The sequence below is a fragment of the Xylophilus sp. Leaf220 genome (genome assembly GCF_001421705.1).
Classification (GTDB): domain Bacteria; phylum Pseudomonadota; class Gammaproteobacteria; order Burkholderiales; family Burkholderiaceae_C; genus Xylophilus.
On sequence record NZ_LMKO01000014.1, the window covers coordinates 16,795 to 29,565 of the forward strand.

Genomic DNA, 12,771 nt, shown 5'->3' on the forward strand with positions numbered 1-12,771 from the left:
GAAGACCTTGACACCATCCATGCCCCTCGCACGCCGCTGCCTGCTGGCCCTCGCCGCCGGCCTCGTACTGGCCGGCCCCGCCGCCGCGCAGAAAGTCCAGGCGATCACCCAGGTCGCGCCCAACCTGCCGCAGTACACCAAGGTCGACCAGCCGCTGCTGCGCGACGGCATGGCCAAGGCCACCGACGGCAAGGTCGAGGTGGTGCTGTCCTCCTGGCCCGAGCGCAACGTGAACGGACCCGAGGTACTGCGCCTGGTGCGCTCCGGCCAGGTCGACATCGCCGCGGCGCCGCTCACCACCGTCTCGGGCGACGTGCCCTTGCTGGACGCCTTCGACCTGGCCGGCATGAACCCCGACATCCGCCAGGCCCGCAAGGTGGCCGATGCGATGGTGCCGGTGGTCAACCGCGAGCTGTTCCGCCTGGGCATCCGGCTGGTCGCCACCTATCCGTTCTCGGGCCAGATGCTGTTCTGCCGCAAGCCGGTGGCGAGCCTGGCAGACCTGAAGGGCCTGAAGGTCCGCACCAACGGCCCGTCGTCGGCCGACCTGATGAAGGCCATCGGCGCGCAGCCGGTGTCGCTCGCCTTCGGCGAGGTCTACACCGCGCTGGAGCGCGGCACGGTCGACTGCGGCATCACCGGCGCCGGCTCCGGCAACGGCGTGAAGTGGCCGGAGGTGACGACGCACCTCTACACGCTGCCGCTCTCGTGGTCGACCGCCGGCTACTTCGTCAACGTGGCCTGGTGGAACAAGCTCGACCCCACGGTGCGCGCCCAGTTCGAGAAGACGTTCGCCGAAGTGCAGGAAGCCCAGTGGACCCTGGGCCAGGAAGCGACCGACGACGGCGTGGCCTGCAACGTCGGCCGCGCCGCCGATTGCAAGCTGCACACCCTGGTGAAGAAGCCGATGGTCGAGGGCAAGCCCGCCGGCAACGTCGCCGCGCAGATCCGCACCGAGCTGGCCGAGGACGTGCTGCCCGGCTGGGTCAAGCGCTGCGGCGACCGCTGCGGCACCATCTACAACGACGTGGTCGCGCCGATCACCGGCATCAAGTACGTGGCCGCGGCCAAGTGATGTTCCGCGCACTCGAATGGGTGAGCGCCAAGGCGATGACCATCGCCGGCTGGTGCTACCTGGCGATCACCCTGCTGATCTGCTTCGACATCGCGGCGCGGCGGCTCTGGGGCTTCTCGACCGAGGCCACCATCGAGCTGTCGGGCTACCTGATGGCGATCGGCATGAGCTGGGGCCTGGCCGGCACGCTGTTCGAGCGCGGCCATGTGCGGATCGACGTGCTGGTGCAGAAGATGCCGCTGAAGGTGCGGGTCTGGCTGCACCTGGCGTCGCTTCTGGCGCTGCTGGTGGCCAGCGGCTTCTTCGCATGGGGTGCGGTGGCGCTGGCGCTCGACTCGCACGACATGGGCGCGACCGATCTCTCGACCCTGCGCATGCCGATGGCCGTGCCGCAGGGCCTGTGGGCGGCCGGCCTGGCGCTGATGCTGCTGGCGGTCGTCGCCCTCGGCGCCCGCGCGCTGCGCCAACTGGTGGCCGGTGACGCCGACGGCATGGATCGGATGCTGATGGCCCGCACCTACATCGACGAGGCCGCCGAGACGCTGGAGGCGGTGGCCGAGGCGCAGCAGGGCATGCAGCTGCCGCCCAACACCGGCGCCCCTTCCACCGCCACCACAAAAGCCACAACCCCTGCGACCACCACGATCGCACAAGCCGACAAGGGCACTCCGTGATCGCCATCATCTTCATCCTGGTCATGGGCGCCGTCGTCGGCGTCGCGACCCTTCTCGGCGCGCCCGGCGGCGCCGCCGCGGCCGCCTCGGCGCAGGTGCCCTGGTGGGCGCTGGCGGCGGTGCTGCTCGCCTTCGTTGGCTTCTTCGCCGGCGGCATCTACGTGGGTGCGGCGCTGGCCGTGCTGTCGCTGCTGGCGGGCTTCGGCCTGTCGGACCGGCCGTTCTGGAACTTCATCGGCGAGATGATCTGGGGGCCGTCGACCAACTTCGTGCTGGTGTCGGTGCCGCTCTTCCTGCTGATGGGCGAGATCATGCTGCGCGCGGGTTTGTCCGAGCGTCTCTACCGGGCGCTCAACATCTGGATGGGCCGGCTGCCGGGCGGCCTGCTGCACACCAACATCGTGGCCTGCGGCGTGTTCTCGGCCGTGGCCGGCTCCAGCGTGGCCACCGCGGCGACTATGGGCTCGGTCGCGCTGCCGTACTTCGAGAAGAGCCACTACCCGCCGAAGCTGGTGCTGGGATCGTTGGCCGCAGGCGGCGCACTGGGCAACCTGATCCCGCCGGGCATCACCTTCATCATCTACGGCCTGATCACCGAGACTTCGGTGGGCGCGCTGTACCTGGCGGCCATCGGCCCGAGCATCCTGGTGGTGGCGCTGTTCACCGCGGTGATCCTGTACTACAGCTTCAAGCTCAAGCTGCACGGCGATGCCGGCGGCGCGGGCATCACCTGGAAGCACCGGATCGCCAGCCTGTCGGACCTGGTGCCCACCGCGCTGCTGATCGGCCTGGTGCTGGGCACCATCTACGCCGGCTGGGCCACGCCCACCGAGTCGGCCGCGCTCGGCGTGGCCGGCAGCCTGGTGCTGGCGGTGGCAGACCGCAAGCTGAGCTGGAAGATGTTGAGCGAGTCGATGCGCGCCACCGCCCGCACCACCTCGATGATCGCGCTGATCCTTTTCGGGGCGTACTTCCTCAACTACATCCTGTCGTCGCTCGGCATTCCGCAGATGCTGGCCAAGTTCCTCACCGGGCTGCCGCTGCCGGGCTGGGCGATCATGCTGGTGATCATCGGCTTCTACCTGGCGCTGGGCACCTTCATGGAAGGCATGTCGATGGTGATCACCACCATCCCGCTGCTGTTCCCGGTCGTCACCGCGCTGGGCTACGACCCGGTCTGGTTCGGCGTGGTCATCACCATGCTGGTCGAGATCGCGATGATCAGCCCGCCCGACGGCACGGTGCTCTACGTGCTGCAGGGCATGCGAAGACAGCCCGGGCCGATCACCGACGTGTTCTCCGGCGTGCTGCCCTTCATGGGCGTCTACATGTTCGCCATCGTCGTGCTCATGGTGTTCCCGGCGATCGCGCTGTGGCTGCCCGGCATGCTGATGTAGCCCCCGTCCCTTACCCGAGCCCCTCCATGTCCCACGTCCTGCATTTCGCCTGCGAATCCGTCGAGGCCGACGGCAGCCGCCGCAGCCGTACCCTGTCGGTGGTGCCCAGCCGATTCGTCATCGCCGGCTGGACCGGCCGCGACGCCGCCGCCATCGACCACCACATCGAGGAGCTGGCCGCCCTCGGCGTGCCGCGGCCCTCGGCCGTGCCGCTGTACTACCGCGCCGGCACCGCGCTGCTGAGCCAGTCGCCGCTGCTCGAAACCCTGGGCGACGACAGTTCGGGCGAGGCCGAGCCGCTGCTCTTCTTCGCCGAGGGCGAATGGTGGCTGAGCGTCGGCTCCGACCACACCGACCGCAAGGTGGAGAGCTATTCGGTCGCGGTCTCCAAGCAGATGTGCCCCAAGCCGGTGGCCACCGCCGCCTGGCGCTGGCGCGACGTGGCGGGTGCGCAGGACGGCGTCGTGCTGCAGTCGCGCATCTTCGAGAACGGCGCCTGGGTCGATTACCAGCGCGGCACGCTGGCCTCCATCCGGCCGCTGGCCGGCCTGCGCGACGGCTTCTTCGGACCCGGCGGTACCGATGCGGCCGAGGGCAGCTTTCTCTGCTGCGGTACGCTGGGCGCCTTGCCCGATCCGCAGGGCCGCGGCATCCGCCCGGCCGCGCAGATGGAGATCGCGCTGCGCGACCCGGTGCACCAGCGGGCCATCGTGCACCGCTACACGGTGGAGCCGCTCCCCGTCGTCGCCTGACGATGCGAGAGAAGCGCGGCAGAACCCGATCGCGCAGCGCCGGCCCGCACGGTTCGGGCATGCAGCGGCGGTCTTCGCTGCACACTCGGGCTGTTCGCCACGGTTCTTCCACATCGTCTTCGCGCGTCTGCCGGTCTCGGCCGGGCCACGCGCGCTTCCATTCCTGCCTGCCATGACCGACACCATCGCCACGCTCCGCGGCCGCATCGCCCGCGGCGACACCACCCACGAAGCCTGCGTCGCCCAGGCGCTGGAAGGCGCCGCGGCGCCCGCCGCGCAGCATGTGTTCACCGCGCTGTACGCCGAGGCGGCCCTCGCCGCCGCCCGCCATGCCGATGCGGCGCAGCGGGCCGGCGTGGCGCTGCCGCCGCTGGCCGGCCTGCCGGTCAGCATCAAGGACCTGTACGACGTGGCCGGCGAGGCCACCCAAGCCGGCTCGGTCGTCTGCCGCGACGCGGCGCCGGCCACGGCCGACGCGGTGGCCGTCGCGCGGCTGCGCCGGCAGGGCGCGGCGCTGGTCGGCAAGACCAACATGACCGAGTTCGCGTTTTCCGGCGTGGGCATCAACCCCCACTACGGCACGCCGCGCAACCCGGCCGATGCCGCGGTGGCGCGCATCCCCGGCGGCTCGTCGGCGGGCGGTGCGGTGTCGGTCGCGCTCGGCCTGGCCGTGGCCACGCTCGGCTCCGACACCGGCGGCTCGATCCGTATCCCGGCCGCGCTCTGCGGCATCGTCGGCTTCAAGAGCACCCAGTCGCGGGTGCCGCGCACCGGCGCCTTCGAACTCTCCCGCTCGCTCGACACCGTGTGCGCCATGGCCCGGTCGGTGCAAGACTGCCTGCTGGCCGACGCCGCCATCGCCGATGCGCCGCTGGCGGTGCGTCGCCGCCCGCTGGTCGGCCTGCGCCTGGCGGTGCCGCAGACGCTGATGTTCGACGGCATCGAGCCCGCCGTGGCCCGGGCCTTCGACCGCGCGCTGGATACGCTGTCGAACGCCGGTGCGCTGATCGTCGAGATCCCCTTTGCCGAGCTGGCCGAAATCTCGAAGCTCAACGCGCCCGGCGGCTTCTCGGCGGTCGAGGCCTTCGCGGTGCACCGCCACCGCCTGGACGCGCGGCGCGACGGCTTCGACGGCCGCGTGGCCCAGCGCATCGCCCTCGGCGCGCAGGCCAGCGCCGCCGACTACATCGCGATGCAGGACGCCCGCCGCGACTGGATCGCCCGGGCCGAGGCGCGGCTGCAGTCCTTCGACGCGCTGATCTGCCCCACCGTGCCCCTGGTCGCTCCACCGATCGCCGACCTGCTCGCCACCGACGAGGCCTTTTTCAAGGCCAACGGCCTGCTGCTGCGCAACACCTTCGCGATCAACTACCTCGACGGCTGCGCCTTCAGCCTGCCGTGCCATGCGGCCGGCGAACTGCCGGTCGGCCTGATGCTCTCGGCCGTGCGGGGAGACGATGCGCGGCTGGCGGCGGTGGCGCTGGCGGTGGATGATGCGTTGGCGGCGTAGTCGCGGAGAGTCGCAGTGGGGCTGTTCGGGACCCATCGCCTGTACGGGTTGGATGACCTGCTGCTGATCAATCGAATGGGTGTAGCTCGATGCGCTACACGCTACAATCTGCGTAAATGATCAAGAGCTTTCGCCATAAGGGGCTGCAACGCTTTTTCGAAACCGGCAGCAAGTCCGGTGTCCAGGCGGCGCATGCAACGAAGCTGCGCCTTCAGCTGGCGGCTCTCGACCAAGCCGTAAGGCCGGAGGATCTTTCTGCGCCGGCCTGGGCATTGCACCCGCTCAAGGGCGATTTGAAAGGTCATTGGGCCATCACCGTCAACGGAAACTGGCGCATGGTTTTTGCGTTCGATGGGACGGACGCGGTGCTGGTGGACTACCGTGACTACCACTGAATGCGAGGTATCGATATGACACGTATGCACAACCCCCCGCACCCGGGCGAGGTACTGCGGGAGTATCTGGGCGACATCACCGTGACCGAGGCGGCTGCGCAGTTGGGGGTGAACCGGGTCACGCTCTCGCGGGTGCTGACCGGGGCGGCCGGTGTGTCGCCGGACATGGCTTTTCGGCTGGGGGACGCTTTCGGTACCAGCGCAGAACTGTGGGCCGGCATGCAGATGCAGCACGATCTATGGCAGGCGGCCAAGGCCAAGCGGCCGAAGATCCGACGGCTGATCGCGAAATCCGCCTGATCGCCGAGTCGCGGTTTCTCGTCATTGAGCAAACTTTCTTCTAGCCGTCGACCGATTCGGCGGTGGGCGGCTCGGCGGCGCCGCCACGCGGTGGCAGCCGGCCACGCCGCTCCAGCGCCTCGCGCAGCAGAAACTCCACCTGCGCATTGGCGCTGCGCAATTCCTGCGCGGCCAGCCGTTCGATCTCGGTCCACAGGACCGGATCGATGCGCAGCGGAAACGACTTCTTGCCGGGGCTCGCCATCGGCGCGCGCTAGGTGTAGAGCGTGCCGGTGTTGATCACCGGCTGCGCGTCGTTGTCGGAGCACAGCACCACCAGCAGGTTCGACACCATCGCCGCCTTGCGCTCGTCGTCCAGCACCACCAGGTTGCGGTCTGACAGTCCCTTCAGGGCCGCTTCGACCATGCCCACCGCGCCGGCCACGATCTGGTGCCGCGCGCTGACGATGGCGGTCGCCTGCTGGCGGCGCAACATCACCTGGGCGATCTCGGCGGCGTAGGCCAGGTGGGTCAGCTTGGCGTCGAGTACCTCCACGCCGGCGCTCTCGAAGCGCTGGTTCAGTTCGGCCTTCAGCGCATCGGCCACCACGTCCAGGCCGGCGCGCAGCGTCGTTTCTTCGGCGTCCAGGTCCTCGCCGCTGTCGTAGGCGTAGAGGGTGGCCAGGTGGCGGATCGCGGCCTCTGCCTGGATGCCGACGAACCGGGTGTAGTCGTCGATCTCGAACACCGCCTGCGCGGTATCGCGCACCCGCCACACCACCGCCGCACCGATCTCCACCGGATTGCCGCGCTTGTCGTTGACCTTGAGCGGCGCGGTGTTGAGGTTGCGGGCCCGCAGCGATATCTTCTGCCCGCTGAGCAGGGGATTCGTCCAGCGCAGGCCTTCCGACCGGTCGGTGCCCTTGTACTCTCCGAAGAGGGTGAAGATGATGCCCTCGTTGGGCTTGAGCATGTAGAAGCCCGGCGCGAGCGCGGCGCCGGCCAGGATCAAGGCGACGCCCACGCCCGTCGGCGCCAGCCCGCGCTGCAGAAGCACCGCCAGACCGGCACCGAACAGCAACGCCGCGGCCAACGCCGCCAGGTAGCCGCCCATCGAGCGGTAGGGGCGCTCGCTGCGAATCACGCGCGGTGCAGGGTGGACGAAGGGGGCGGTGGCGGCAGGCGGTTGCATGGCATCTCCTAAAAGTGATATCACTTTAGTATCGCTCGACCTGCATCGTCAACGTCTTTCTGCACATGCTACTGATTTGATAGCTGTACGCCCGCTCTGCACGTCGGCTACAGCCCATTCCTGTTCTGAAAGTGCCGCGGGGACCGCCCCATGGCCGCGCGGAACATCGCGGTGAAGGCGCTGTCGCTGGCGTAGCCGCTGGCGGCGGCCACATGGGCGACCGGCATGCCGCGTGCCAGCAGCGGCAGGGCGTGGGCGAGCAGGGCCTGCTGGCGCCACTGCTGCCAGCTGATGCCCAGCTCGCTGCGGAACAGGCGTGCGGCGGTGCGCTCGCTGGCGCCCGCGCTGGCGGCCCATTCCGCCAGGGTGGCGGGACGGGCGGGGGCGCGCAGCACCGCCTCGCACAGCGCGCGCAGGCGCTTGTCGCCGTGCTCGGCATGCGGCATCGGCACGCCCATGCGCAGTCGCGGCGCGCGGGCCAGTTCGTCGCGCAACAGCGGGGCGATCATCCGTTCGCGGCGGCGGCATTCCGCCAGGTGGGCGGCGCCGCCGGCCGGGCCCGCCGTGCCGTCGGGCGTGCTGTCGAGGGCGAAGGCCAGGGCGTGCAGCAGCGGGCCCATCTCCAGCACCACGCAGCGCTGCCAGGCCGGGTCGGCCGAGGGCGCGGGCTGGGGCAGCAGGTACACGGTGCGCAGCTCGGCATCCTCCACCACGGTGATCGAATGCTCCATGCCGGCGGGCACCCAGGCGGCGCGGGAGGGCGGCACGATGATGGTGCCGCCCTCGGTGCTGACCCGGATCACGCCGGTGGCCGAGAAAGTGAGCTGCGGCCAGTCGTGGCGGTGCGGCACCACGACGGTGTCGGCCGCCAGCGGCCGCTGCTTGGCGCGCACCGGCCGGTCGGGCGTGGGCACGAACAGGTGCGGCGTGAGGGAGCCGACCTGGGCGCCGGTGCCGGTGGCCGGCGCGCGGGCACGGGCTCGGGCGCGAAGCGGCGGGCGGGCTGGGGTGCTGGATGTTTTTGGCATGTTCTCGATGGAAGTTGGCCCTTCGTCGCAATTCTGCCGCGCGATCGGCGCCTACGATCGCCGCTCCTCCTCATCTTTCGCGTGCGCCGCGCTTTTCCGCCATGGCCTCAGCTACCCATTCCGCACCCACCGCCGCCCGCGATCCGGCCGAGCGCGCGGCCTTCCGCAACGACGCCACCCTGATCGGCCTGGTGGGCGTGGCCCACGGCATCAGCCACTTCAGCCAGCTGCTGCTGGCGCCGCTGTTTCCGTGGCTCAAGACCGAGTTCGGCGTGGGCTATGCCGAGCTGGGCTTCGTGCTGACGGTGTTCTTCGTGGTGTCGTGCATCGTGCAGGCGCTGTCGGGCTTCGTGGTCGACCGCTACAGCCCGCGGCCGGTGCTGTTCGCGGGCCTGGGCATGCTGGCGCTGGCGGGCTTCGGCTATGCGATGGCGCAGAACTACTGGATGCTGCTGGGCAGCGCGGTGATCGGCGGCATCGGCAACGGCGTGTTCCACCCGGTCGACTACACCCTCTTCAACCGCAAGGTGGCGCCCACCCGGCTGGGCCATGCCTACAGCGTGCACGGCATCACCGGCAGCCTGGGCTGGGCGCTGGCGCCGGCCTTCGTGGTGCCGCTGGCGGTGGCGTTCTCGTGGCGCGTCGCGCTGGCCTCGGCCGGGGTGCTGGCGCTGGCGGTGCTGGCGGTGCTGTGGGTCTACCGCCGCCACCTGGCGCTCGACAAGAAGGCGGTGCTGCAGGCCACCGGCCACGACGATCTGGTCGAAGGCAAGTTCGATTTCCTGCGCATCCCGGCGGTGTGGATGTGCTTCGGTTTCTTCTTCTTCTATGCCGCATCGCTCAGCGTGGTGCAGGCCTTCGCGCCCGAGGCGGCGCGTCAGCTGCACGCGGTGCCGGTCGCGCTGGTGGCGATGTGCCTGACGATCTACATGGTGGCGAGCGCCGGCGGTATGGTGCTGGGGGGCTTCCTGGCCTCGGACCCCACGCGCTGCGAGCGCATCGTGGGCATCGGCTTCGGCATCGCGGCCCTGATCGCGCTGGCGCTGGGCCTGCTCGACATGCCGCCGCTGGCGGTGCCGGTGCTGTTCGGCGCGATGGGGTTCTCGGCCGGCATCTCGGGCCCGTCGCGCGACCTGATCGTCAAGCGCTCCACGCCGCCGAACGCGACCGGCCGCGTCTACGGCGTGGTCTACGCCGGCCTCGACATCGGCCAGGCGACCGCGCCGCTGCTCTTCGGCGCGCTGATGGACCACGGCCGCTTCCGCGGCGTGCTGGTGGGCCTGGCGGTGGTGCAGGGCGTGCTGATCGTCAGCGCGTTCAACGTGCGCAAGGCGCGGCGCACCGCGTCGCTGGTGCCGGCCTGACGCTACGCGGCGGCCCGCGTGCGGGGCCGGCGGTCGGCGTGGCCTAGCGCGGCAGCGCCATCCGCACAGGCTCGGCACCGCCGGCCGCATGCCGGTCGAGGGTGAAGCCCGCCACGGTGCGCGACAGGTGGTGGGCCTGGTCGTTCAGCACGCCCGATGCGGCAGTCGATTCCTCCACCAGCGCGGCGTTCTGCTGGGTGGCGCGGTCCATGTCGGCCACCGCCTGGTTGATCTGGCCGATGCCGGCGCTCTGCTCGGTCATCGATCCGTTGATCTCGCCGATGATCTGCGCCACCCGCTGGATGCTCTCGACGATCTCGCCCATCGTCTCGCCCGCGGCGCGCACCCGCTGGGTTCCGGTGGTGACGCTGACGCCCGAGGCGTCGATCAGCGCCTTGATCTCCTTGGCGGCGGTGGCGCTGCGGTGCGCCAGGCTGCGCACCTCGCTGGCGACGACCGCGAAGCCGCGGCCGTTTTCGCCGGCCCGCGCCGCCTCGACCGCCGCGTTCAGCGCCAGGATGTTGGTCTGGAAGGCGATCGAGTCGATCACGCCGATGATCTCGCCGATCTTGGCCGAGGCCTTCGAGATGTCGTCCATCGTGCTGACCGCGCTGGCCACCACCTCGCCGCCGCGCGTGGCGGCGCTGCTGGCCGAGGCGGCCAGGCGCTGGGCCTGCGCGGCGGAATCGGCCGACTGCTGCACCGTGCCGGTCAGCTGCGAGAGCGAGGCCGAGGTCTCCTGCAGGTTGCTGGCCGATGTCTCGGTGCGGGTCGACAGGTCCTGGTTGCCGGCCCGGATCTCGTCGGTGGCGGTCTTCATCGATTCGACGCCGTTGCGCACGTCCTGCAGCACGGTGCCGATCTGCTCGACGAAGGCGTTGAACGACACGGCGATCTGCGCCACCTCGTCCCGGCCGGTGACCGGCAGGCGCCGGGTCAGGTCGCCGCCGCCCGAGCCGATCTCGTCCATCGCGTCGCGCACTTCCGACAGGCGCCGGAAGGATTTGGCGGTGAGCAGCGCGCCCACGGCGGCCGCCGCGGCGGCCAGCAGCACGATGGCGATCGCCAGCGTCTGCACCACGCTGCGCAGGCCCGCGGTGGCCTCGGCCTTGTCGAGCGCCACCACCAGCGACCAGTCGGTGCCCTGCACCGGGCGCGACTTGAGCAGCTTGGTGCTGCCGCCCAGGTCGACTTCCATCGGCTGGGCGGCGCCGGCCAGCGACGCCATGGCGGCGGGGGTGAGCAGCGGGGAAAGCTCGGTCACCGGCTTCAGGCTGAGCTTGGCATCGGGATGCGCCAGCACCTGGCCGTCGCCGTTGACCACGAAGCCCAGGCTGCCCGGTGTCGGGTGGATCGCGGAGACGACCTCCCGCACGCCGTCCAGCGGAACGGCGCCGTTGACCACGCCCTGCAGGCTGCCATCGCGAATCACCGGTGCGACGAAGGCGACGTAGGGTACGCCGGTCGTCGCGTCGCCATAGGGCTTGGTGACGGTCAACTTGCCGGCCTGGACGCCGGCCTTGTACCAGGGGCGCGCCGTCGGGTCGTAGTCGGGTGCCGTCTTGGTGGTCGACTTGAAGGTCTTGTCGGACCAGCCGACCGTGGTGATGGGAAAGCCGTTGGCCTTGCCCATCAGCGCCACGTAGTTCTGCGGATCGCCCTGTTCCACCACCGCGGTGGTGGCGTTGACCGCGGCGGCCTTGGCGGCGACCCACTGGTCGATCGCCATCGTGTTGCCGGCCGCGATCGCATCCAGGTCCTGCGCGATCGTCTGGAAGGTGCTGGCCCGGGTGATCGCGTAGGTCGCGGCGCCGGTGACGAACAGCGAACCCACGACGGTGGCGGTGCTGATGAGGAGGATTCTGGAGCGCAGGGACTGGATCATGTCGGCACCGAAAATGAAAGCGATTACAGCGTAATTCGGTTACCTGCGCTTACGTCGAAAGCGGATAGTTGCGCCAAGGCCACGCTGCGGGCATGGCTTTGCCGGGCATCCGACGCTTCCGTCATTCCGGACCGTGAACGCCGGTCAATACGCGGCGCTCGGCGGTGCCACTGCGGATGCGGCCGTGTCGCCGGCGAACTGGCCCCGCAGACGCCGGGCGGCCTGCGCGTACAGGACCACGTCCACCCCCACCGCGACGAAGGTGCAGCCGAGATCCAGGTAGCGCCGGGCCAGCGTCGCATCCGACGTCAACGTGCCGGCGGCCTTGCCCGAGGCGACGATGGTTCGCATCGCCGCCTCGATCGCGGCCTGCACCTCCGGGTGGCCGGGCTTGCCGCGGTGGCCCATCGACGCGGCCAGGTCGGCCGGTCCGATGAAGACGCCGTACACCCCGTCGACCGCGCAGATCGCCTCCAGGTTCCGCAGCGCCGTCACCGTCTCGGCCTGCACCAGCAGGCAGACCTCGTCGTCGGCCACGTCCAGGTAGTCGGCACGGCCGCTCCAGAGCGACACGCGGCCCACCGCACTGCCCACGCCGCGGATGCCCTGGGGCGGGTAGCGGGTGGCCGCGACCAGGGCGTGTGCCTGCTCGGCCGTGTCCACCATCGGCACCAGCAGGTTGCGGGCGCCGATGTCGAGCAACTGCTTGATCAGCGCGGTATCGCCGTGCACCGCCCGCACCACCGGCTGGCCGGGGTAGGGCGCGACGGCCTGCAGCGCGGCCAGCGTGCTGCGGATGTCGTTGGGCGCGTGCTCGCCGTCGATCAGCAGCCAGTCGAAGCCGGCGGTGGCGCTGACCTCGGCCAAATACGGATCGGCCATCGACAGCCAGAGGCCGACCTGGGGCTGGCCGGCGGCGAGGGCGGTCTTGAAGGGGTTGTGTGCGGGCATGTGGTTTCCTTGGTCGATGGTGGGGGGTGCGGCAGCAGCAGCGGTCTCGTGGGTTGTCTCAGTCCAGCCCACCCTGGCACACGTACTTGGTGTGCAGGTAATCGTCGAGCCCGTGGGTCGAGCCTTCCCGCCCGTAGCCCGACTCCTTGACCCCGCCGAAGGGCGCCGCCTCGGCCGCGATCGCCCCCTCGTTGATCCCCACGATCCCCGACTCCAGCGCCTCGGCCAATCGCCAGATGCGCCGCACGTCGGTGCTGTAGAAATACGCC

At 70.4% G+C, this 12,771-nt stretch carries 14 protein-coding genes; 8 read left to right on the plus strand and 6 right to left on the minus strand.

All coding sequences use genetic code 11. From position 1 onward, the window contains the following. Positions 1–19: 19 nt before the first annotated feature. From ASE76_RS11590 to ASE76_RS11620, 7 genes are all read left to right on the plus strand, one after another. Positions 20–1,075: a TRAP transporter substrate-binding protein gene (locus tag ASE76_RS11590; protein WP_055839463.1), complete on the plus strand. Its 1,056-nt coding sequence runs from the start codon at positions 20–22 to the stop codon at positions 1,073–1,075. Beyond that, entirely contained in the window at positions 1,075–1,749 is a 675-nt protein-coding gene (locus ASE76_RS11595) for a TRAP transporter small permease subunit (RefSeq protein WP_055839466.1), read from the plus strand. The genes ASE76_RS11590 and ASE76_RS11595 overlap by 1 nt, the downstream gene beginning before the upstream one ends. Beyond that, positions 1,746–3,146: a TRAP transporter large permease gene (locus tag ASE76_RS11600; protein WP_055839469.1), complete on the plus strand. Its 1,401-nt coding sequence runs from the start codon at positions 1,746–1,748 to the stop codon at positions 3,144–3,146. The genes ASE76_RS11595 and ASE76_RS11600 overlap by 4 nt, the downstream gene beginning before the upstream one ends. 26 nt (positions 3,147–3,172) lie before the next feature. Beyond that, positions 3,173–3,898 (plus strand): DUF2848 family protein, encoded by a 726-nt coding sequence (locus ASE76_RS11605; protein ID WP_082448389.1) that lies wholly within the window; start codon positions 3,173–3,175, stop codon positions 3,896–3,898. 172 nt (positions 3,899–4,070) lie between these two features. Further along, complete coding sequence (locus ASE76_RS11610; RefSeq protein ID WP_082448391.1) at positions 4,071–5,408, plus strand: amidase; 1,338 nt, start codon at positions 4,071–4,073, stop codon at positions 5,406–5,408. A 116-nt stretch (positions 5,409–5,524) separates the two neighbouring features. Continuing rightward, entirely contained in the window at positions 5,525–5,803 is a 279-nt protein-coding gene (locus ASE76_RS11615; protein WP_055839472.1) for a type II toxin-antitoxin system RelE/ParE family toxin, read from the plus strand. A 15-nt stretch (positions 5,804–5,818) separates the two neighbouring features. After that, entirely contained in the window at positions 5,819–6,103 is a 285-nt protein-coding gene (locus tag ASE76_RS11620) for a HigA family addiction module antitoxin (protein WP_055839475.1), read from the plus strand. A 40-nt stretch (positions 6,104–6,143) separates the two neighbouring features. On the opposite strand, the gene ASE76_RS11625 is transcribed toward ASE76_RS11620, so the two are convergent. The 3 genes from ASE76_RS11625 to ASE76_RS11635 form a co-directional block, all read right to left on the minus strand. After that, positions 6,144–6,347, minus strand: a complete 204-nt coding sequence (locus ASE76_RS11625; RefSeq protein ID WP_055839478.1) for a hypothetical protein — start codon at positions 6,345–6,347, stop codon at positions 6,144–6,146. Between the two features lie 9 nt (positions 6,348–6,356). Next, positions 6,357–7,274 (minus strand): SPFH domain-containing protein, encoded by a 918-nt coding sequence (locus tag ASE76_RS11630; RefSeq protein WP_055839481.1) that lies wholly within the window; start codon positions 7,272–7,274, stop codon positions 6,357–6,359. 107 nt (positions 7,275–7,381) lie between these two features. Continuing rightward, on the minus strand, positions 7,382–8,302 hold the full coding sequence (locus ASE76_RS11635; RefSeq protein WP_082448393.1) for a helix-turn-helix domain-containing protein: 921 nt from the start codon (positions 8,300–8,302) through the stop codon (positions 7,382–7,384). Between the two features lie 101 nt (positions 8,303–8,403). On the opposite strand from ASE76_RS11635, the gene ASE76_RS11640 reads away from it, so the two are divergent. Beyond that, a complete protein-coding gene (locus ASE76_RS11640; protein WP_055839483.1) occupies positions 8,404–9,666 on the plus strand; it encodes an MFS transporter in 1,263 nt (420 codons plus the stop codon). A gap of 43 nt (positions 9,667–9,709) precedes the next feature. On the opposite strand, the gene ASE76_RS11645 is transcribed toward ASE76_RS11640, so the two are convergent. The 3 genes from ASE76_RS11645 to ASE76_RS11655 form a co-directional block, all read right to left on the minus strand. Then, entirely contained in the window at positions 9,710–11,551 is a 1,842-nt protein-coding gene (locus ASE76_RS11645) for a methyl-accepting chemotaxis protein (RefSeq protein WP_055839485.1), read from the minus strand. A gap of 144 nt (positions 11,552–11,695) precedes the next feature. Then, a complete protein-coding gene (hpaI, locus tag ASE76_RS11650; RefSeq protein ID WP_055839488.1) occupies positions 11,696–12,502 on the minus strand; it encodes a 4-hydroxy-2-oxoheptanedioate aldolase in 807 nt (268 codons plus the stop codon). A gap of 58 nt (positions 12,503–12,560) precedes the next feature. Further along, the coding region (locus ASE76_RS11655) for an aldehyde dehydrogenase family protein (RefSeq protein ID WP_156362683.1) at positions 12,561–12,771 on the minus strand (211 nt) is incomplete at its 5' end.